We start from the raw sequence: 19,485 nt of genomic DNA, 5'->3' as shown, positions 1-19,485 counted from the left end.
GCCAGTTATCTCGAACCGGCGCCCGCTGCCGGGGCTTGCCCGGTCGCATCGTTGAAGTAGCGGAAGAACTCCGAATTCGGCGACAGGACCATCGTCGTTCCAGAGCTCTCCAGCGCGCGCTGATACGCAGCCATGGACCGGTAGAATTCGAAGAATTCCGGGTCGCGGTTAAACGCTTCAGCGAATATGCGGTTGCGATCGGCGTCGCCTTCACCGCGCAGGATCTCCGATTCACGCTGCGCTTCGGCGACGGTCTCAATGACCTGACGATCAGCCACGGCACGGATACGGCGTGCCGTCTCACGGCCTCGGGCGCGGATTCGCTCTGCTTCGGCAAGACGCTCGGCCTTCATGCGGTCGAAGGTTTGTTGCGAGACTTCCGCCGTCAGATCGGTCCTGACAATACGCACGTCCTCGACCGTCAAACCGAGCGACTGCGCGTCCGGACGGATCAGGTCGCGCACTTCGCGCATCATCTCGGTGCGCTCTTCCGACAGCGCCGCCTCAAACGAGCGCAAACCGTAGGTTCGCCGCAGCGCTGCGTCGAAACGCGTTCTCAGACGAGCCTCGGCGGAGGTCAGGTCGCCGGACACTTGCTCGCGGAACCGCCGCGCATCGGTGATCTTGTAGGTCAGGAACGCGTCGACCTCGTAGAACCGGCCGCCGGAAACCTGCACTGGCGGTTGATCACTGAGGTCGAGCCGTAGCAGCCGGTCCTCGATGATCTGGACGGTATCGAAGCCCGCGAAAGCGAACGGCGCCTTGAAGTAGAGCCCCGGTTCGGTGCGAACATCCTGGATTTCACCGAACCGCAGCACAATTGCCTGCTGGCGTTCGTTGACGACGAAGACCGAGGCGTAAACGGCTCCGAGGATGATGGCCACGAGAATGGCCAGGATCGTCAATCTGTTCGAATTCATTACTGAGCGCCTCCCGTCGAGGTACGGCGATTCTGGACTTCGGGAAGCGGCAGATACGGGATTACGCCCTGACCGCCGCCATCCTCGTCGAGAATGATCTTGTTGGAACCGGCGAGCACGCCCTCCATGGTTTCGAGGAACAGACGCTTGCGCGTCACGTCGGGCGCCAGGCGGTACTGGTCGTATACGGCGATGAAGCGCTGCGCCTCACCTTCGGCTTCCTGCACCACACGTGTTGCATAGGCAGCCGCATCCTCGCGGATCTGCGCCGCCTCGCCTCGCGCCTCACCCAGTTTCTGGTTTGAATACTGGTTGGCTTCCTCGCGGAACTGGTCCTCGTTCTGCTCGGCGCGCTGCACTTCCTCGAAGGCATCGGCCACTTCACGCGGTGGCGCGGCGTCCTCGATGGAGACTGTGTTGATCTGGATGCCGGCACCATAGTCGTCGAGCGTCAGTTGCATCGATGTTCGCACCTCGTCGGCGATTGCCGCGCGGTTGTCGCGGAATACGTCCTGCGCCGGACGCCGGCCAACGATCTCGCGCATCGCGCTCTCGGAAACCTGACGCACCATCTGGTCGGGATTGGCGACATTGAACAGATAAGCGCGCGGATCGATGACCGAATAGAGCACAGAGAACTGGACATCGACGATGTTCTGGTCGCCGGACAGCATCAGCCCACTGTCGGAGCGCGAACTGCCGGTACCGACGGAAATCTGGTTCTCGACGATGCGCACCTTCTCGACCGTTTCTATCGGCCACCAGTGGATGTGCAGGCCCGGTTCGGAAAGCTCGGCTTTCGGTTGGCCGAACAGGAGTTCGACCGCGCGTTCGTCGGTGTCGACCTGGTAGAAGGCCTGCAACGCATAAAGCACAAGAAGACCGATGCCGATAAGACCAAACAGGATCGGGCTGGCACCGCCGCCGCCCGGCATGGCCTGTTTCAGGCGGTCCTGTCCACGTTTGATGATCTCTTCGAGATCTGGCGGCTGGTTTCCCGGACGTTGTGGTCCGCGCGGTCCTTGGCCCCACGGGCCACCGCCATCACCTCCGCCGCCCCACGGTCCCCCGCTACCGTTCTGATTGCTCCAGGGCATCAAATTCCTTCCTGATCTGAAAAGACCGCCGGAAACGCTTCCGGCGGCGTCGTACTGCAACCTGTTATAGGAATACGGCGATGCGCTTTCAACGCGGATATCGCCTTTTTGCGCCTTTGAACGGACGCGTTGCTGCTGCAGTTAACGCGCTTTTCCGGCGAGTTGTGCGCCGAGCGGGAAGTCACTAGGTTTCGCCGACGACCCACGGAGGAACTGCATGCGCCAGTTTCGGTTTCTCATAGCCATCATGGTGGCGGCCTCGTTGGCCGGCGCTCTGACCTGGCAAGTCGTCTACGGTTCGGCCTTTCGCGACCTGGCCGCGGTCCAGCGCGCCGATCTCGTGCTTGCTCGTCAGTCACTTGGCAGCGAAATCGAGCGTTTCCGCAACCTGCCCCGCGTGCTGCGCCTCGACGAACGGCTGCGCGCGCTCATCGATGATCAGGACGCGGCAAACAAAGTCACGCTGGTCAATCGATTCCTGGTGACCATCCGCGACCAGACCAACGCCGACGAATTGTTCCTGCTCGACGATAGCGGCCTTACCATCGCCGCTTCAAACTTCGGTATGCCGACGACGTTCGTCGGCCAGAACTACCGGTTCCGTCCCTATTTTCGCGACGCGGTCGAAACCGGCAGCGGCCAGTTCTACGCCGTCGGAGCGACGACCGGGAAGCCCGGTTACTTCCTGTCCTCGCGCATCGACGGCGACCGCGAGACCGGGGTTGTCGTGGTCAAGGTCGACATGACAACCTTCGCTGCCTCTTGGCGCGAGAACGCCCGCGGCACGGCGCTGATGGATCGCGACGGTGTCGTCTTCTTGTCAGGCGACCCAGCCTTGCAATACCGCCCATTCGCGCCGCTGGGCGACGAAGCACTGCAGCGCATCGAGAGCAACCGCAAATATACCGGCATCGGACTGCGGACTGCCGAACCGCTCTTTGGCCCGGAAATGCGCGATAGCGCCGCGGAATCCGGGCAGATCGTTGCCGGCGACACGCTGGTCACGCTGTTGCCCGTCGGCGAGAATGACTGGACCCTGATCGGACGCACCTCGCTTGCGCCGGCAACCGGCGTGGCCTTGATCGGCGGCGTGCTCGCCGGCGCTGCCGCATTGCTGCTGGCCGGTGCCTTGGTGATCATGCGCCAGCGGCAGTCGATCCTGCGCATGAAACTCGACCGGAACGCCGAACTGGAAGCGAAAGTCACCGAACGCACGGCAGCCCTCGCACAGGAGATCGAGGAACGAAAGCGCACTGAGGCGGAATTGCGCGACGCGCAGGAAAGCCTGGTGCAATCGGCCAAGCTCGCGGCGCTCGGACGCATGTCGGCGGCGATCGCTCACGAGGTTTCACAGCCGCTTGCCGCCATGGACATGACACTCGCCACCGCCGGCCTGCACACGAAATCAGGTGACACCGGCCGCACCGCGACCGCGCTCGATCATGCCCGCGAGACGGTCCGCAGGATGCAGCGCATGGTCAAGCACCTCAAGACCTTCGCCAAACGCGATGCCGGCAAGCTCTCCAATGTCGACATTCAGGCCTGCATCGACGGCGCGGTCGCGCTCGCCGAACCGCGCCGCAAGGCCGTCGATGCGACAATCGGTTTCGGGGCGCGCACGCGCGATGTCGGCGTCCGCGCGGGGCCCGTCCGCCTCGAGCAGGTCTTTCTCAACGTGCTGATCAACGCACTCGATGCCGTCGATGGCCGGCCGGTCCGCAACGTGACCGTCGACATCAACAGGACGGGCGACAAGGTGTGCGTGCGCATCGCCGATACCGGCGTGGGCATCGCCGACGCCGATCTCGCGCGCATCGCCGAGCCCTTCTTCTCCACAAAGGAGACCGGCGAGGGTCTCGGCCTCGGCCTGTCGATATCCACTTCGATCATCGAGGATTTCGGCGGATCGCTGCGTTTGGAAAGCGAACCCGGCAAGGGCACTGCGGTGATGATCGAGCTGCCTTCTGCGCCGGTGACCGTGTCCGTCGCGGTTTCGGAGGCCGTTCCGGCATGAGCAAGACGCGCATCCTGTTTGTCGACGACGAGGCCGAGGTGCGCCGCTCCGCAACCGAATGGCTCGCTCTCTCGGGTTTCGTTGTGGACACGGCAGCCGATGTCGCCGCAGCCAAGGCCCGGCTTGCCCGTGACGGCGTCGACATCGTCGTCACTGATATTCGGATGCCCGGCGATGACGGTCTCGCGCTGCTGCACCATGTCACCGAACATCATGCTGGCGTTCCCGTCATCCTCCTAACCGGTCACGGCGATGTTCCGATGGCGGTCGCGGCGATGCGCGACGGAGCCTACGACTTCCTCGAAAAGCCCTATGACGCCGATCATCTGGTGGCGATCTTGCGCAATGCCGGCGAACGGAGCCGCCTGTCGCGCGAACTGGCGCGTCTGCGCACCCAGCTCGCCGGCGCATCTGGCCTTGACCGGCGCATGATCGGCGACAGTCCGGCGATGCGAAGCACCAAGAACCGGCTGATGCAGCTGGCCGGGCTTGATATCGATGTGCTGCTTCATGGCGAAACCGGCACCGGCAAAGAGGTCGCGGCCCGGCTTTTGCACGATCTCGGCCCGCGTGCAGGCAAACCCTTCGTGGCGATCAACTGCGCGGCAATTCCGGAAACGATCTTCGAAAGCGAATTGTTCGGCCACGCGAAGGGTGCGTTCACCGGCGCGGATAGCGCCCGCCAGGGACGGCTGGTCTATGCCGACGGCGGTACCGTCTTCCTGGACGAGATCGAATCCATGCCGCTCGGCCTGCAGACCCGGCTGCTCCGCGTGATCCAGGAGCGCGAGGTCGAGGTGCTCGGCCACAACGCGCCACTACCGCTGGACGTCCGCTTTGTCGCCGCAACCAAGTCCGACCTGAAGAGATTGGGAGAAAACGGCGCGTTCCGCTCCGACCTCTACTACCGGTTGGCCGCCTCCGAACTGGATCTCCCGCCGCTGCGCGACCGCGGCGACGACGTGATCGCGCTTTTCGGTCATTTCGCCGGTCAGGAAGCCGAGCGCAGCGGCCTGTCGGCGCGCAGTGTTCCCGAGGCGGTTTTAAGCGCCCTTCTGGCGCATGACTGGCCGGGCAATGTCCGCGAACTGAAATCGCTCGCCAACCGCTTCGCGCTCAACCTGACCGACGGCGCGCCGGATCGTGTAACGATCAATGGTGACGATGCGCCCGGCCTTGCCGAAACGATGGCCCGCGTCGAAAGCGGCATCATCCGCCGCGCATTGCGGGAGGCCGGCGGCAACCAGGCCAAGGCCGCCCGACGTCTGAAAATCCCCCGCCGGACGCTTGGCGAGAAGATCGACCGTCTCGGCATCCGCCAAGACGCCGAGGACTGACGGCAGGCGGCAAGATTCCGCCGGCGGGCTGGCGCGGCATGGCGGCTTACCGCCGCATTCTTTCGCGTTGCAGCAATTCTCAGACCTTTAACCCATTGATTTTGTTATGCAGACCTGTTGCCAGAACCGACTGGCACGCTATCTGCAAATCTCGTGTCTCGGCATTGCCGCTAACCGTCACTTTGGGAGGAAACCATGACGAACACGACCCGACGCACGATCCTGTCCGCTGCCGCCGCACTGGCGGTCACGGCCACCACGACCATCGGCGCACAGGCGCAAGAAGCCCGCAACTACATCCTCGCGACTGCATCGACCGGCGGCACATACTATCCGGTCGGCGTCGCCATCGCGACGCTCTCCAAGGTCAAGCTGGAGCCGAAATCGAAGATCGGCATGTCAGCAATTTCGTCGGCCGGATCGGGCGAGAACGTCAAGCTTATCCGTGACAAGGAAGCCCAGTTCGCGATCCTGCAGGGTTTGTTCGGCTACTATGCTGCTACCGGCACCGGCCCTGTCGAAGCTGACGGCCCGCAAGAGCACCTTCGCTCGGTCTCCATGCTGTGGCAGAACGTCGAGCACTTCGTGATCATGTCCGACGCCGCCGCGACCGGCACGGTCGAAGACATGGCCGGCCTGAAGGGCAAGGCGATGGCGATGGGACGCCAGAACTCCGGCACCATCGGCTCCAACCGCACCATCCTTTCAGGCTTCGGCATCGACATCGATGCCGACTACGAGCTTGTCTATGGCGGCTATGGCCCGAGCGCCGAAGCGGTCCAGAACGGCCAGGCCGCGGGCATGGGCACGCCGGCCGGCGTACCGGTTTCCGCCGTCACGCAGCTCTTCTCGGCTGCCGGCGACAAGGTCACACTGCTGTCGTTCACGCCGGATCAGATCGAGAAAGCCAATTCCGGCAAGGACCTGTGGACCGAATTCGTGATCGCCGGCGGCACCTATCCGGGCGTCGACGATGATGTCACCACGATCGCGCAGCCGAATTTCCTCGCCACCCATGCCGATCTTCCCGAGGAAGATGTCTACCTGATCACCAAGACCATGTACGAAAACCTTCCTTTCCTGCAGGCGATCCACCCGGCCACCAAGGCCATGGCGCTTGAAAAGGCGATCGCCGGTCTGCCGGTTCCGCTGCATCCGGGTGCTGCTCGCTACTACAAGGAGCAGGGCATCGAAATTCCCGCCAATTTGATGGCCAACTGAACCGCAGGCGGGCAGCGCTAGCCGCTGCCCGTCCGCTTGTTTTTCGGCTTGATTGCGGGGAGTTCTCATGCGCGCCGCCACCATGACACAGAGCCGCTCGCCGGGCCTCCGGCGCCGCGGCATAGCGCTCGTCGCGCTGTTGCTCGCCGTTTTCATATCGGCCACGCATGTCTGGATGAACTCGTTCGGCAATGTGTCGACATTGTTCCAGAACGGGTTCCACTTCGCCGGCTTTGTACTGCTTTGCGTCCTCGTGTCACCGGTCGCCGACGCCGACTGGGCAAAGCTGCGCGGCGTGCGCGTCCTCGATATCGCCTTTGGTGCGGCAGTCGCCGCCGCCGCGCTCTATGTCGTCAATGCGGAGACGGCGATCTATGATCGCGGCGTGCGCCTGATCTGGTCGGACTGGCTTGCAGGCCTGCTCTGCATCGCCGGTGCGCTGGAGTTCACCCGGCGCACGACAGGCTGGATCATCCCGGTCCTGATCGCGCTGGCGCTCTCCTATGTCGTCTGGTGGGGCCAGTACGTCCCCGGCGTCTTCCGGTTCGCCGGCCTGTCGGCCGAGACGGTCCTGTTTCGCGCGCTCTATGGCGATGACGCGATGTTCGGCACCATCGCGCGCATCTCGTCGACCTATGTGTTCATGTTCATTCTGTTCGGCGCGTTTCTTCTCAAATCGGGCGCAGGCGAGTTCATCGTCAACATCTCGCGCGCCGTCGCCGGGCGCATGACCGGCGGGCCCGGCTTCGTCGCGGTGCTGGCGAGCGGCCTGACCGGCACGATCTCCGGCTCCGCCGTCGCCAACACCGCGTCGACCGGCGTGATCACCATTCCGCTGATGAAGCGGGCAGGTTTTCCGAAAGCCTTTGCCGGCGGCGTCGAAGCTGCAGCGTCAACCGGCGGCCAGCTCATGCCCCCGATCATGGGCGCCGGTGCATTCGTGATGGCGTCTTTCACGCAGATCCCATACACGACCATTGTTGCGGTCTCGGTGCTGCCGGCCATCCTCTACTTCCTGACCGTCGGCTTCTTTGTGCGCATCGAGGCGAAACGCTCGCACGCCACGGCGCTGGCCAACGAGGATGGCCCCACCCTCTGGCAGACCTTTCGCGATGGAGGGCCGTCCTTCATCATCCCGGTGGCGCTGCTGATCACTCTTCTGGTGCGCGGCTACACGCCGACCTATGCCGCTGGCTATGCCATTCTGGCCTGCGTGGTCGCCTCGTGGCTGACACCCAACCGCATGGGACCGGGCCGCATCATCGAAGCGCTCGAACTCGGCGCGCGCAACATGATCATGACCGCAGTGCTGCTTTGCGCGGTCGGGCTGATCGTCAATGTCATCACGACGGCCGGTATCGGCAACACCTTCTCGCTGATGATCGCGAGCTGGTCGCAGGGCAATCTCCTGCTGGCGCTGGTGCTGATCGCGATTGCCTCGCTGGTGCTTGGCATGGGGCTGCCGGTGACCGCCGCCTACATCGTGCTCGGCACCCTGTCAGCGCCGGCGCTTTATCAGTTGATCCTGCAGGGTCAGTTGGTCGACCTGCTCGCCGCCGGCCAGTTGCCAGAAACCGCCAAGGCGATCTTCATGCTCGCCGTGCCCGAAAAGCTCGCCGCGCTTTCAGCGCCCATGTCGTTCGCGGACGCGCGCGAGATCGTCACCGCCCTGCCCTTCGAGAGCCTGTCGCTGCTCTATGGTCAGGCCTTCGACCCGACAGTGCTGGCGCTGGCGCTGCTGTCGGCGCACATGATCATCTTCTGGCTGAGCCAGGATTCCAACGTCACCCCGCCGGTTTGCCTCGCCGCATTCACCGGCGCGGCAATTGCCGGCAGTCCGCCGATGCGCACCGGGTTTGCCGCGTGGAAGGTCGCCAAGGGGCTCTATCTGGTGCCGCTCCTGTTTGCCTACACGCCGTTCTTGTCGGGCAACTGGCTGGAGATGCTGACGATCTTTTTCTTCGCCGGCTTCGGCCTGTGGGCGGTCGCCGCCGGCATCGAGGGTTACTGGGAAAACCGCATGAACGTAGTCGAGCGCATCATGGCGCTTGCGGTCGGCGGATTGTTGCTCTGGCCGACCACCCTGCCGGTCAGCTTTGCCGCGCTTGCCGCCTTCGCCGTGCTGTTCGCATGGAATGTCCGCAAGCGCGCACCGGGTGACGCCGATCAAGCCGGCGTTTCGGCGTAGACCGTCATGACCTGCTGCGAACTCTGCTCGCGCAGGCTGACGATCGCCTGATAGTCTTCGGAGCTGTACCAGGCCTCGATGGCGTCGGTATCGGGGAACCGGATGACCACCGCGAGGTCATGCGGGCGGCCCTCGCCCGCCAGGGTCTGTTTCGGCGCTCCCGCGAAGAGCAGCTCGGCGCCGTGGCGCGCCGCGATCTCCTTGCTCTTGTTCAAGTACTGCTTGAACCCGTCCCGATTGGTCACCGAAACCTGGATAATCATCGTTGCGCTCATCATGCGATCCTCCTGATCCTGTTGCATTCCCGATCGTTTTCATGGCTGTCGCGCCAGGCGTTGCAGTCCTGCGCGAATACCGGTTCCGACAGCTCCACATGATCCTTCGCCGTCGAGATCCTGCTCGGATCGGGCGCTTTGGTCAGCGCTATCCTCACAAGATCGCTCAGCGCACCGAGTTGTCGGCCAAGGCTTTGCCGAACATCGGCCGCCTGCGCCGCCCTGCGCACGATGCTGTCCATGCGCTCCGGCTCGCGACCGCCGATTGCGCGCACCACGTCAGTCGGTGCATTCACCGCGAAGGTCCCGCGCCGATATTCCTCGGCGTAGAGACGAAGCTGGGTCAGCGCGGCATCCGAATAGTTCGGCGGCGGGACGGCTTTCATCGCTTTCAGGAACATCCGTTCCGACATGGCCATATAGCGGACGCTGCGCTTTAGCCCCTTAGAGAAGGCGACAGCGATCTCGTCGGGCGACAGCAGTTCCGGCCCGGTCGGCCGGTAGGTCTGGCCCGCGTGCTGCGCCGGATCGGCGAGCGCTTCGGCCGCGACACTTGCGATGTCCTCGTTGGCAGGCGGGGCGTTCTTCTTCACCGAACCGTCACCAAGCGGCATGGCGAGAATACCGAGTTGTGCGGCCAGCGGCAGCACCATCAGGTAGTTATCGGCGAACCAGCCCGGATTGACGATCGTGTGTGTGGTATCGGGCAACGCGTCAAGCAACCGCTCGGAAACATGCACCTCGCGCGTGAACAGCGACGGGTGATCGACGCTGCTCAGCCACTGGCCGAGCGTCACCACATGCTCCAGCCGCGCATCATGCGCCGCCACCGCGAACACGGCAGAAAAGTGCAGCCCGTTCGGCGCCGTCGGCGGGCAGTGATAGGCTCGCCTGATACCCTGCATGGCCCGGCGCATGTGGCTGAGAGCGTATTGGTTGCCGATAAAGATTTCCGCGCCGGCCCCGCGCAGCCTTGCAGCGCGCGCATCGTCGCTGCGCACAAACGCGCGAACCGGAAATCCCTTTTCCAGAAGTTGCAAGGCGGTCGGCAAGCCGGTCTTGCCGGCTGCGCTGGTAACGAGAATTTTCGGTCTTGCGGTCATGGTCGCAACTCCTCCGATCTGTACTATATAGAAAGAAAAGCATTCACTTTAAAAAATAAAGTAACATGTCTGTGATAATCGAAACGGCGACACCATGACCAAGACCCGCTCCTACAAGTTGATCTGCCCGATCGCCCGGGCGCTCGACCGCATCGGCGATCGCTGGACACTGCTGATCCTGCGCGACCTGCATGCCGGCCCGGCGCGATTTTCCGATCTGCAGCAGGGCCTTACGGGCATTGCTGCAAATCTTCTGACAGACAGGCTGGCAAAGCTCGTGGCCGACGGGTTGGTCGAGAAAACCAACGGTCCGTTCGGCACGACGCTCTACGCGCTGACCGCGCGGGGTCAGGCGACGCGCTCAATTCTGTTCGAACTGGCGCTGTTCGGCGGCGCGCTGCCGCCGGGACCGGAGATCGTCCGGCCGGGCAATCTTCGGATGATCGCGATCACGCTGGGAACCGCATGCCAGCGCGCGATGGACAGCGAAATCGCCCTTGAGGCCGAGTTCCGAATCGATGGCGAACCGTTCACGCTGCAAGCCGGCGACGGCAACGCCGCGATGACTGCCGGCGCGGCCAGCGATCCCGATATTGTCGTGACGACCGGCTACAAGGCGCTTCTGGCAGTCAGTGAGGGTGAAATAGGCCTCGACGAGTTCGCCGAAGGGCACGCCGAACTTGCCGTCAACACGCCGGGCAAGGAAGTGCAGTTGATGCAGCTTCTGTCAGGCGCCATCGCGGTCCTGCACGGTGATGCGGCCTGACCGTCAAAGCACCCGCTCATACTCCACATAGCGCGTCGGATGGCTGTCCTTCTCGCCGGCCGGCACATCCTCGGCGTGGATCTCCTCCCAGATCTCCGGGTCGATCTCTGGAAATCCGGTGTCGCCGTCGATCTCGGCCAGCACATGGGTGATCGATAGCCTGTCGGCAAACCCGAACGCCTGTGCATAGATCTCGCCGCCGCCGATCACGAAGGCCTCGTCCGGCAACGGCGCCTCGGGATCGGCAGGATCGGGCTCGGCAGCCTCCAGATGCGCGGTCGCCAGTTCGACCGCCGCGTCCAGCGACCCGACCCTGAGCGCGCCATCTGCCGTCCAGTCGTAGTTGCGCGTCACCACGATGTTGAGCCGGCCCGGCAGCGGTTTGCCGATGCTCTCGAAGGTTTTGCGGCCCATGATCACCGGCGCGCCCATGGTCAGCGCCTTGAACCGCTTCAGGTCGCTGGACAGCCGCCACGGCATGTCGCCGTCGCGCCCGATGACGCCGTTGCGCGACACTGCGGCAACCAGCGTGATGACCGGATCGATGTTCATTGCAGCGAATGCCCGACGACAAAAAGCACATGCATGTCGCGCTCCGGCCAGAAGTCTTTTTTTCGCATCTCGAAGGTCGTCGGCCCCGTCTTTTTGACCCCTTCGCCGCAGAACGACACCAGGTTTTTGGTCGAACCCTTGTCGACAACCAGCCGAAAATCGCCAATCGGGCCAGCCCAGTTGGCGCCCGTCGTCAGCACATAGGAAAGCCGCGCCTCGGTATAGCCGATGGAATTCGCATCGGCGGTTTTTTGCCGGCGCTCGACCGCGTTCAGGAACGAACGGTCCATGCAATAGTCCTGAACATAACCCGAATCGACCGGTTGCGCCGGATCCCCGGTCAAGAAGAACAGGCCGGCCGAGCCGCCGACAGCAGGCTGATAGCGGTGACGCACCGCGATTTCGGCATTGGCTGGAAAGGTCATGGTCCACCAATAGGTGGTCTTTAATGTCCAGGCCGGCTCCACCGGGTCTATATAGCGGCCGGTCGCCGCGTCCCGATTGGCGAACACGACACCGCGCGCCACCAGATCGGCGATGGCCGCCTGGGAAAGCCCGCTTGTGTCGATCGGCGAGCCGAAATCGTCCAGTGGGGAAAGGCCGATGCCGGCCACCTCCAGCATGGCTGTCACATCGACGCCGGCGGCATAGGCGCGCTGCTGCAGGCGCGGTTCGATCCGCCTCCCGCCGGCTTCCACGGAAAAGCCGAGGAAATTGTCTTCGTAACGCGGGATCGCCCAGTCGCCGCCATAGGGATCGACCTTGATGTCGGGCATCGGAAACGCCACGACGGTCTCGATGACCCGGTCGGAATCGTTGCGGAACACGTAGTCGACGCGGACCTCGTCCATCGACAGATAGAGTGTCTCCTTTTCCATCGCGATCAAGTCGCTTCGCGCCAGCACCAGCCCCCCGGCGCCGATCTCGGCCATGGAGTCATTGGCCTGCGCGGGCATGATTCCCGCACACAGAAGCACAGCCGCGATCAGTCCGCGGATGCCTTGAGATAGGAAAACCATTTGCGTTCCATCGCCTCTTGCAGATCGACACCGTTCTTTTCCGCGACGAGCAGCACCGATGCCAGCAGATCGGAAAGCTCGTCCTCGAACTGCCGCCGGATTTCGTCAGCCGTGTCGCCCTTGTGCCGGCCCCGCAACGTCATGCGCAGATAGGCCGAGACCGTTTCGCCCGCTTCTTCCTGCACCTTCATGACATACCAGTCGGCGTCCCGCTCGAAGCCGCAATAGCGCGCATAAATCTGCGAAACCGCTTCGACATCGCGTTGCATGTCGGCCAGCGACCGGCTCACACCGCCACCGGCGCTTTGATATGCGGATGCGGTTCGTAGCCGACGATTTCGAAATCCTCGAAGGCGAAGTCGGCGAGATCATCGACCTTGCAGCCGATCTTCAGGAACGGCAGCGGCCGCGGATCGCGGTCAAGCTGGATAGTCGCCTGCTCGAGATGATTGGAATAGAGATGCGCGTCGCCAAGCGTATGGACGAAATCGCCCGGCATCAGGCCGGTCACCTCGGCGATCATGTGCGTCAGCAGCGCATAGGAAGCGATGTTGAACGGCACGCCGAGGAAGATGTCGGCCGAGCGCTGATAGAGCTGGCAGGAAAGTTTGCCGTCAGCGACATAGAACTGGAACAGACAGTGGCATGGCGGCAGCGCCATGTCGTCGACCAGCGCCGGGTTCCAGGCCGAAACGATGTGCCGGCGCGAAAACGGATTGTTCTGAATGCCCTCGACCAGATTGGCGATCTGGTCGATGTGCCGGCTGTCGGGTGCCGGCCATGAGCGCCACTGATAGCCGTAGACCGGCCCGAGATCGCCGTTCTCGTCGGCCCATTCGTCCCAGATCGAAACGCCGTTTTCCTTCAGCCAGGCGATGTTGGTGTCGCCGCGCAGGAACCACAGCAGTTCGTAGATGATCGAGCGCAGATGCAGCTTTTTGGTGGTCACCAGCGGAAAACCTTCCGAAAGGTCGAACCGCATCTGGTGACCGAACACGGAGCGCGTGCCGGTGCCGGTCCGGTCGCCCCGGTCGGTGCCGTTCTCCATCACATGGCGCATGAGATCGAGATACTGCTGCATGGCTTTCCAGAAACATCAGTGGACGGGAATCGTCCATCCCCGCCCATCATAGCACACAGAAAAGAAAACCGGTCTGCCCTAAAGGTTCAGCAGCGCAGCGGCGGCGGCCACTGTGGAGAAGCCCCTCGCCACCTCGACGATATTGGTCACCGAGGAATCGTAGCAAGCCATCGCATCGCCCGGCATCATGAACGGATTGAAGTCGTCGCGGTCCTTGTGGCGCAGAAGTTCTTCCACCCGACGCTCGATGACGATGGATTCGCCGGTTAGCCGGTTGCGCGAAATCAGCGCGGCGGTCCGGTTCGCGTTGACCGGTTTGGTGCCGCCCATGCAGTTCATGCCGACAATCGCCTCCAGGAAGCGCGTCCCGTAGCGCAACTCGCGCGCCTCTCGGCCGATTGCCGAATTGGCGTTCGAAAGGGCCGGCTGGGTCAGGTTCGACATGAAGACCAGCACACCCGGAAGCGTGATCGGCGACGGCTTGACCAGATCGTCCTGGAAGCATTCGCGGCTATCGACCTCGATATGGTCGCCGGCGATCAGCAGAATGTCGTCATAGGGCAAGCCCGCCATCGCCGGGCGCACGTCGATGACCATGGTCTCGTCGCCCCGCTTCACGCGCACGATCGAAAGATCGGCGTCCGGTCGGATGCCGCCGGCCGACTGCAGCGCGCGCGAAAGCCGGCGGCCGCGGAACGTCCCGCCGCTCGCCTGCTGGCGCAGCGAATCGACCTCGTCGCCTGCAACCCCGCCGACACTGACAGTCCCCGGCTCGAAAACCGCGCCCGACACATAGATCCGCGCCGAGGCGAAATCCTGAACCCTGACCGAGACCGGCGGCGCGACATTGTAGATGCCGCCATCGACGAGCGCATCCGTCAGTTCCGCCTGGACCTCTTCCTGTGTTTTGCCAAGCGCCAGGATCGACGGCAGGTGCGGCAGCCGCAACGTGCCGTCCTGCGAGATTTCATAGCTGCCGGAAAAGGTCTCGTCGTCGCCGACAAGCACCGTGAGCAGGTCGCCCGGAGAAAGAAGCATGATTTCCGACGGCAGCATCACGGCGCTTTCCAGTGACGCCCTGTCGAACATCGATTTTGCGCCGATATCGATGCAACGGTCGAGATTCTGGCTCTTTGCGGTCTGGTCCCAGATCCGTCCTTCGCCTGGCGCCGAACGGTACTGCGCCTGATAGCTGAGGCCCTCTTCCACCGGTTCGCGGTTGTCCACCGGGCGCAGCGAGGCGCACCCGGTCGCAAAAAGCACCGCGGCAAGCGCCATAGCGGATGTTCCGCGCAGAACAGCCGAGCGCGTCTTGGACTTCGCGGGCACTACTGATCCTCTCGATTCCGGTTCGCCTTAATAGACATGGTTAATCCTTTCCAAATCATTTGCTCGTAACTGCCATAAATCGCTGGTCCCCAAAGCTGACCTTTCGGAATGCTGTCTGCGCTTTGGTCTCGGCGCCTATACCGAAGGATACCCGGCTCTCACCTTCCCGATGACATCGACCCCCGTTTGCCTTTCCGCAGCGGAGGCGCGCTTCGCTAAACCAATTCCATCAGCCCGCTGCGTCGGCGGGCAAGGAAAGGTTGAAAGCGATGTCGCCGAAATTGGCCAATGTTCTGGACCGGGTCCGCAGCAACACCCTGCTGCGCAACCTGTCCGCCTATTGCGCGTCCGAGGCTGCGGCCAAGGCGTCGCGCCTTCTTGCGGTCATCGCTCTGGCGCGTGTCCTGACGCCGGCCCAGGTCGGTATTGTCGCCGGCGCGCTCGCCATTTCCGAACTCTTCAAGGCACTGGCCGAGAACGGCACCGTCCAGAAGATCATCGCCGCCCCGGCCGACGAGCTTGACGCGGTCTGCCATGCGGCGCGCCGCATCAACGCGGTCTGGTCGGTCGGTCTGTTCGCCCTTCAGGTCCTGGTCGCTTTCGCCATCTACAAGTCGACCGGCCAGATAGAGGGTCCCCTGCTGATCGCGCTGATGGCCGGCGAATACCTGTTCATGCCCTTCGGCCTGGTCCAGTGCGGCCTGGCGATGCGCGAGGGCAAGCTTGGCGGTACGGCGGCGGTCGCCGGCGCGCAGAATGTGCTCGCCAACGCACTGACCGCTCTCGTGATCTTTATCTGGCCCAATCCGGCCGCCGTAGCGCTGGCCCGTCTGGCGACCACGCCGGTCTGGCTCGTCGGCATGCGCCGCCTGCGCCCGTGGAAGCCGCAGCAAGGCGTCGCACACGCCCCTGTCACCTCCTTCGTCCGCTTCGGTTCGTCCGTTCTTGGCGTCGAGTTCCTCAAGGTGCTGCGCATGCAGGCCGACAAGCTCATCGTCGGCGGCCTGATGGGTCCGGAAGCGCTCGGCATCTATTTCTTCGCATTCAATGCGGGCTACGGCATCGCCAACTCGTTCTCGGTCGCCTTCTCGATCGTCCTGTTCCCGCATCTGTGCAACAGCGACGACCGCGCCGCGACGCTGCGCAAGAGCGTCGGCATGGCTCTTCTGGTCCTGTTCCCGGCGGTTTGCCTGCAGGCCTTTGCCGCCCAGTACTACGTGCCACTGATCTTCGGCGCCAAGTGGGCCTCGGTTGCTCCGCTGGTCTCCATCCTGTGCTTCGCCGCACTCCCGGCCGTCATCTGGTCGGCTGCTGCCCAGTGGCACCGCTCGGTCGGCCGCCCGGAGATGGATCTGGTCTGCTCGGCCTTCATCGCCGCCTTCATCACCTGCGGCATCCTCGTCGCCTACCCGTTCGGACTCACTGCGGTGGTCTGGAGCGTCCTCGCCACCTCGGTGGTGTCCCAAGTCCTCGCGGCAGCCGTCTCCGTCGGCGCCGCCTTCGTCCCCACACAAAAGCAAGCTGGAAGGTAAGTCCCATGCCCCTGTTTTCCGTGATCATCCCCTGCTTCAACGCAGCCGACACCCTCGCCCAGACGCTGTCCTCGCTCCTGAACCAGTCGTTCACCGACTATGAAGCGATCATCCTGGACGACGGCTCGACCGACGAAACGCTCGAAATCGCACGCGCCTTCGCCGACCGCTACCCGAACTTCCGCGTCGTGGAACTCGAGAATGGCGGCCCGAGCAACGCCCGCAACCTCGGCGGCTTCGTCTATGCAACCGGTTCGCTGCTGGCGTTCCTCGATGCCGATGACATCTGGCGCAGCGACAAGCTGCTGCGCATGGCCGAAATTTTCTGCAAGCCGGACGCGCCGCAGGCGGTTTACGCGCAGATCGGCTTCTTCCGCCAGGACCACACCAACATCCGCACAAGTTCGACCGTACTGCCACGGCCGCTGAAGGCCCGTGACCTGCTGCGCGAAAACAACGTCTGCACGATGTCCAACATCGTCGTGCGCGCCGATGCCTTCAAGGCGACCGGCGGTTTCGACTCCGGTCTGCGTTACGGCGAAGATGTTGAGTGGATGGTTCGCCTCCTTGCCGTCGGCGCCACGATCCAGGGCATCGATGAGATGCTCGTCTACTACCGCACCAGCGACGCCGGCTTGTCGGCCAACCTGGATGCCATGCACGCTGGCTGGTGCCGCACGTTGGAGTCCGTGAAGGTGCTCGAGCCGGCTGTCTGCGCCCGTGAGATCGCCATCGCCGAGGCCATTCACCTGCGCTACCTGGCTCGCCGCGCCCTGCGCGTGCGTTCCTCGCGCTACGACCCGCTGCGCCTTGTCATGAGCGCGCTTTCCAAAAGCCCGCGCGGCTTCTTTTCCGAGCCGCGCCGCGGCTGGCTGACCCTCGCGGCCGCATGCGCCGACACCGTCATGCCGAGCGCCATCCGCAAATTCGCAGCCCAGTACTGATCAACAAGACATGCGTCGAAACCGACGCTCACCCTACGCAATGGAGAAGATTATGCTTACCAAAACCCCCGTAGCCTCGATTGTTGTCCCAGCCTACAATGTGGCAGCCACGATCGCCGAAACCCTTCATTCGCTCCTCGAGCAGACGTTCCAGGATTTCGAGATCATCGTCGTCGATGACGGTTCCTCGGACCGGACGCCTGAAATCGTGGAGAGCTTCAAGGATGACCGCCTGCGCATGGTCTACCAGAAGAACCGCGGCCTTGCCGGCGCGCACAACACCGGCATCTATGAAGCACGCGGCGAGTTCGTCGGCTTCTGCGACGCCGATGACCTGTGGCTTCCCGAGAAGCTCGAGCGACACATCGAGCACCTGCGCGCCAATCCCGATGTCGGCATCAGCTTCGCCGGATCGCGCATGATCGATGCAAACGGCAAGCCGCTCGGCATCAACCAGTCACCGAAGCTGCGCGGTATCACCGTTGCCGACATCTTCAAGCGCAATCCGATCGGCAATGGCTCGGCGGCCGTCATGCGCCGTGCCGCCCTCGACGACATGGCCTACCGGCCGGCCGGCGAGACCGCGCGCGACTGGTGGTTCGACGAGAATTTCCGCCAGTCGGACGATATCGAGGGCTGGCTCCGCTTCGCTGTCACGACCGACTGGAAGATCGAGGGCATCCCCGGTCTGCTCACGCTCTACCGCATCCACATGGGCGGTCTTTCGGCCAATGTCGGCACCCAGTTCGCCACCTGGACGCGCATGCGCGACAAGATCGGGCGCATCGTTCCGGCTGTCGTCGAGCGCCACGGCCCGGCTGCGACCGCCTATCAGCTGCGTTACTTGTGCCGCCGCGCCGTTTCGATGCGGGACGGTGACATGGCCTGGGATTACTGCCGCCAGTCGCTGGCTGCATCGCGCAAGCCGCTGATCGAAGAGCCGGTCAAGACCGCGATCACGGTCGCTGCGTCGCTGACCCTGAAACTGCTTGGAAAGCCGGCCTACCTGATGGCCGAGCGCAACATCCTCCGCGCCTGAACCTGAGCGCCCGGAAAGATTGGAGCTAGAAAGATGATACGTGCTGTTTCCCACCTCATCGACGACGCATCCTTTGGTGGCGTCAACCGGATGCTCGACCATCTCGCGAACAGCCCGGAGTTGGCCCGTTCCAGCTTCCATCGCATCGTTCGCGTCAAGCGTGGCCAGCTGTCGCCGCCATCGCTGACGTCCGACGTGATCGTGTCGCACCTGTCGATCAACTGGGCCAACCTGCCCATGTTGACCGCCTTGCGGGCGATCTACCCGAACCATCCGATCATCCATGTCGAGCACAGCTACTCGCAACGTTTCGTCGCCGCCAATGTCGAGAACAGAAGCCGCTTCGACACCTTGCTGCGGACGGCCTATTCGCTGTTCGATGCCGTCGTTGCGGTCTCCGACGCGCAATACCGTTGGCTGGCGCGCAAGCAGTACTGCCCGGCAGGACGGCTTGTCGCCATCCCGCCCTGTGTCGACCTCGATCCCTATTTCGACGTGGCGCCGAAGGCGCCATCGGCAACCTTCACGATCGGCGCGATCGGCCGCTTCGATGTCCAGAAGGGCTTCGACATCCTGCTCGACGGCTTCCTAGCCGCTGATCGCAAGGATCTCGAACTGCGCATCATCGGCGCCGGCGACGACCGCGACGCGCTCGTCGCACGCGCCGGCGATCATCCGCGCATCTCGATCCAGGGCTACATGGAAAACACCGCGCCGGCCATCGCCGCTTGCGATGCGGTCGCCATGCCTTCGCGCTGGGAACCTTATGGGCTCGTCGCGCTGGAGGCGATGGCCGCTGAGCGCCCGGTCTTCTGTCCGCGGATCGATGGTCTGTCGGACCACATTGCCGCGGGCGCGATCGACATCGGCGAAAACAGCGTTGATGGCTGGGCCACGTTCCTTGCCGGTCTCGATCCGGACACGCTGGCACCCCATGCGCTGACCGGCCGGGAGTCGGCGCGCATCGCCGCCAAGCGCTTCGTCGAGGCATGGACCGATTTGATCGCCCGCCAGGTCGGCGCCAACTCGGACGAGGCATCCGCCGCCTGAACAGCATACAGAAAAAGG

At 63.6% G+C, this 19,485-nt stretch carries 18 protein-coding genes; 9 read left to right on the top strand and 9 right to left on the bottom strand.

The features are described from left to right. Positions 1–5 precede the first annotated feature (5 nt). Together hflC and hflK are read right to left on the bottom strand one after the other, a co-directional pair. Entirely contained in the window at positions 6–920 is a 915-nt protein-coding gene (gene hflC / locus ACO06R_RS07505) for a protease modulator HflC (protein WP_421857990.1), read from the bottom strand. Beyond that, on the bottom strand, positions 920–2,017 hold the full coding sequence (gene hflK / locus ACO06R_RS07500; protein WP_421857987.1) for an FtsH protease activity modulator HflK: 1,098 nt from the start codon (positions 2,015–2,017) through the stop codon (positions 920–922). The genes hflC and hflK overlap by 1 nt, the downstream gene beginning before the upstream one ends. A gap of 217 nt (positions 2,018–2,234) precedes the next feature. Between hflK and ACO06R_RS07495 the strand changes: the two genes are divergently transcribed. From ACO06R_RS07495 to ACO06R_RS07480, 4 genes are all read left to right on the top strand, one after another. Beyond that, a complete protein-coding gene (locus ACO06R_RS07495; protein ID WP_421857985.1) occupies positions 2,235–4,031 on the top strand; it encodes a sensor histidine kinase in 1,797 nt (598 codons plus the stop codon). Next, a complete protein-coding gene (locus ACO06R_RS07490) occupies positions 4,028–5,368 on the top strand; it encodes a sigma-54-dependent transcriptional regulator (protein WP_421857982.1) in 1,341 nt (446 codons plus the stop codon). The genes ACO06R_RS07495 and ACO06R_RS07490 overlap by 4 nt, the downstream gene beginning before the upstream one ends. A gap of 195 nt (positions 5,369–5,563) precedes the next feature. Continuing rightward, positions 5,564–6,589 carry a TAXI family TRAP transporter solute-binding subunit gene (locus tag ACO06R_RS07485; RefSeq protein WP_421857979.1) on the top strand — a complete coding sequence of 342 codons (1,026 nt, stop codon included), beginning with the start codon at positions 5,564–5,566 and terminating at the stop codon, positions 6,587–6,589. A 67-nt stretch (positions 6,590–6,656) separates the two neighbouring features. Next, the gene (locus tag ACO06R_RS07480; RefSeq protein WP_421857976.1) at positions 6,657–8,777 is read left to right on the top strand and encodes a TRAP transporter permease; all 2,121 of its coding nucleotides are present in this window, start codon (positions 6,657–6,659) and stop codon (positions 8,775–8,777) included. On the opposite strand, the gene ACO06R_RS07475 is transcribed toward ACO06R_RS07480, so the two are convergent. Together ACO06R_RS07475 and ACO06R_RS07470 are read right to left on the bottom strand one after the other, a co-directional pair. Continuing rightward, a complete protein-coding gene (locus ACO06R_RS07475) occupies positions 8,756–9,055 on the bottom strand; it encodes a DUF1330 domain-containing protein (RefSeq protein ID WP_421857973.1) in 300 nt (99 codons plus the stop codon). The two genes, ACO06R_RS07480 and ACO06R_RS07475, sit on opposite strands and share 22 nt — an antisense overlap. Further along, entirely contained in the window at positions 9,052–10,155 is a 1,104-nt protein-coding gene (locus tag ACO06R_RS07470) for an NmrA family NAD(P)-binding protein (RefSeq protein WP_421857970.1), read from the bottom strand. The genes ACO06R_RS07475 and ACO06R_RS07470 overlap by 4 nt, the downstream gene beginning before the upstream one ends. Positions 10,156–10,249: 94 nt before the next feature. Between ACO06R_RS07470 and ACO06R_RS07465 the strand changes: the two genes are divergently transcribed. Continuing rightward, positions 10,250–10,921, top strand: coding sequence for a winged helix-turn-helix transcriptional regulator (locus ACO06R_RS07465; protein ID WP_421857967.1), 672 nt, complete (start codon positions 10,250–10,252; stop codon positions 10,919–10,921). A gap of 3 nt (positions 10,922–10,924) precedes the next feature. Here the strand turns inward: ACO06R_RS07465 and ACO06R_RS07460 are convergent, their stop codons facing one another. The 5 genes from ACO06R_RS07460 to ACO06R_RS07440 form a co-directional block, all read right to left on the bottom strand. Next, positions 10,925–11,473 carry a dihydrofolate reductase gene (locus ACO06R_RS07460; RefSeq protein ID WP_421857965.1) on the bottom strand — a complete coding sequence of 183 codons (549 nt, stop codon included), beginning with the start codon at positions 11,471–11,473 and terminating at the stop codon, positions 10,925–10,927. Next, on the bottom strand, positions 11,470–12,492 hold the full coding sequence (locus ACO06R_RS07455) for a DUF4424 domain-containing protein (RefSeq protein WP_421857962.1): 1,023 nt from the start codon (positions 12,490–12,492) through the stop codon (positions 11,470–11,472). The genes ACO06R_RS07460 and ACO06R_RS07455 overlap by 4 nt, the downstream gene beginning before the upstream one ends. Further along, positions 12,459–12,782 (bottom strand): hypothetical protein, encoded by a 324-nt coding sequence (locus tag ACO06R_RS07450; RefSeq protein WP_421857959.1) that lies wholly within the window; start codon positions 12,780–12,782, stop codon positions 12,459–12,461. The genes ACO06R_RS07455 and ACO06R_RS07450 overlap by 34 nt, the downstream gene beginning before the upstream one ends. After that, the gene (locus ACO06R_RS07445) at positions 12,779–13,573 is read right to left on the bottom strand and encodes a thymidylate synthase (RefSeq protein ID WP_421857956.1); all 795 of its coding nucleotides are present in this window, start codon (positions 13,571–13,573) and stop codon (positions 12,779–12,781) included. The genes ACO06R_RS07450 and ACO06R_RS07445 overlap by 4 nt, the downstream gene beginning before the upstream one ends. Positions 13,574–13,651: 78 nt before the next feature. Then, positions 13,652–14,902 carry a polysaccharide biosynthesis/export family protein gene (locus ACO06R_RS07440; protein WP_421857953.1) on the bottom strand — a complete coding sequence of 417 codons (1,251 nt, stop codon included), beginning with the start codon at positions 14,900–14,902 and terminating at the stop codon, positions 13,652–13,654. Positions 14,903–15,171: 269 nt separating this feature from the next. Between ACO06R_RS07440 and ACO06R_RS07435 the strand changes: the two genes are divergently transcribed. From ACO06R_RS07435 to ACO06R_RS07420, 4 genes are read left to right on the top strand one after another with little or no spacing between them, the layout of a single operon-like run. Beyond that, positions 15,172–16,434 (top strand): oligosaccharide flippase family protein, encoded by a 1,263-nt coding sequence (locus ACO06R_RS07435; RefSeq protein ID WP_421857951.1) that lies wholly within the window; start codon positions 15,172–15,174, stop codon positions 16,432–16,434. A 5-nt stretch (positions 16,435–16,439) separates the two neighbouring features. Further along, the gene (locus ACO06R_RS07430; RefSeq protein WP_421857949.1) at positions 16,440–17,378 is read left to right on the top strand and encodes a glycosyltransferase family 2 protein; all 939 of its coding nucleotides are present in this window, start codon (positions 16,440–16,442) and stop codon (positions 17,376–17,378) included. A gap of 52 nt (positions 17,379–17,430) precedes the next feature. Then, positions 17,431–18,417, top strand: coding sequence for a glycosyltransferase family 2 protein (locus tag ACO06R_RS07425; RefSeq protein ID WP_421857946.1), 987 nt, complete (start codon positions 17,431–17,433; stop codon positions 18,415–18,417). A 33-nt stretch (positions 18,418–18,450) separates the two neighbouring features. Next, complete coding sequence (locus ACO06R_RS07420) at positions 18,451–19,467, top strand: glycosyltransferase family 4 protein (RefSeq protein WP_421857943.1); 1,017 nt, start codon at positions 18,451–18,453, stop codon at positions 19,465–19,467. The last annotated feature ends 18 nt before the right edge of the window (positions 19,468–19,485 follow it).

The organism is Oricola sp. (assembly GCF_965230365.1).
Classification (GTDB): domain Bacteria; phylum Pseudomonadota; class Alphaproteobacteria; order Rhizobiales; family Rhizobiaceae; genus Oricola.
This window is presented reverse-complemented; position numbering and strand designations above follow the sequence as displayed.

Bases quoted from the DNA above. Each gene is read 5' to 3' on its own strand.
- hflC (WP_421857990.1), bottom strand. From the start codon at position 920: ATGAATTCGAACAGATTGACGATCCTGGCCATTCTCGTGGCCATCATC.
- hflK (WP_421857987.1), bottom strand. From the start codon at position 2,017: ATGCCCTGGAGCAATCAGAACGGTAGCGGGGGACCGTGGGGCGGCGGA.
- ACO06R_RS07495 (WP_421857985.1), top strand. From the start codon at position 2,235: ATGCGCCAGTTTCGGTTTCTCATAGCCATCATGGTGGCGGCCTCGTTG.
- ACO06R_RS07490 (WP_421857982.1), top strand. From the start codon at position 4,028: ATGAGCAAGACGCGCATCCTGTTTGTCGACGACGAGGCCGAGGTGCGC.
- ACO06R_RS07485 (WP_421857979.1), top strand. From the start codon at position 5,564: ATGACGAACACGACCCGACGCACGATCCTGTCCGCTGCCGCCGCACTG.
- ACO06R_RS07480 (WP_421857976.1), top strand. From the start codon at position 6,657: ATGCGCGCCGCCACCATGACACAGAGCCGCTCGCCGGGCCTCCGGCGC.
- ACO06R_RS07475 (WP_421857973.1), bottom strand. From the start codon at position 9,055: ATGATGAGCGCAACGATGATTATCCAGGTTTCGGTGACCAATCGGGAC.
- ACO06R_RS07470 (WP_421857970.1), bottom strand. From the start codon at position 10,155: ATGACCGCAAGACCGAAAATTCTCGTTACCAGCGCAGCCGGCAAGACC.
- ACO06R_RS07465 (WP_421857967.1), top strand. From the start codon at position 10,250: ATGACCAAGACCCGCTCCTACAAGTTGATCTGCCCGATCGCCCGGGCG.
- ACO06R_RS07460 (WP_421857965.1), bottom strand. From the start codon at position 11,473: ATGAACATCGATCCGGTCATCACGCTGGTTGCCGCAGTGTCGCGCAAC.
- ACO06R_RS07455 (WP_421857962.1), bottom strand. From the start codon at position 12,492: ATGGTTTTCCTATCTCAAGGCATCCGCGGACTGATCGCGGCTGTGCTT.
- ACO06R_RS07445 (WP_421857956.1), bottom strand. From the start codon at position 13,573: ATGCAGCAGTATCTCGATCTCATGCGCCATGTGATGGAGAACGGCACC.
- ACO06R_RS07435 (WP_421857951.1), top strand. From the start codon at position 15,172: ATGTCGCCGAAATTGGCCAATGTTCTGGACCGGGTCCGCAGCAACACC.
- ACO06R_RS07430 (WP_421857949.1), top strand. From the start codon at position 16,440: ATGCCCCTGTTTTCCGTGATCATCCCCTGCTTCAACGCAGCCGACACC.
- ACO06R_RS07425 (WP_421857946.1), top strand. From the start codon at position 17,431: ATGCTTACCAAAACCCCCGTAGCCTCGATTGTTGTCCCAGCCTACAAT.
- ACO06R_RS07420 (WP_421857943.1), top strand. From the start codon at position 18,451: ATGATACGTGCTGTTTCCCACCTCATCGACGACGCATCCTTTGGTGGC.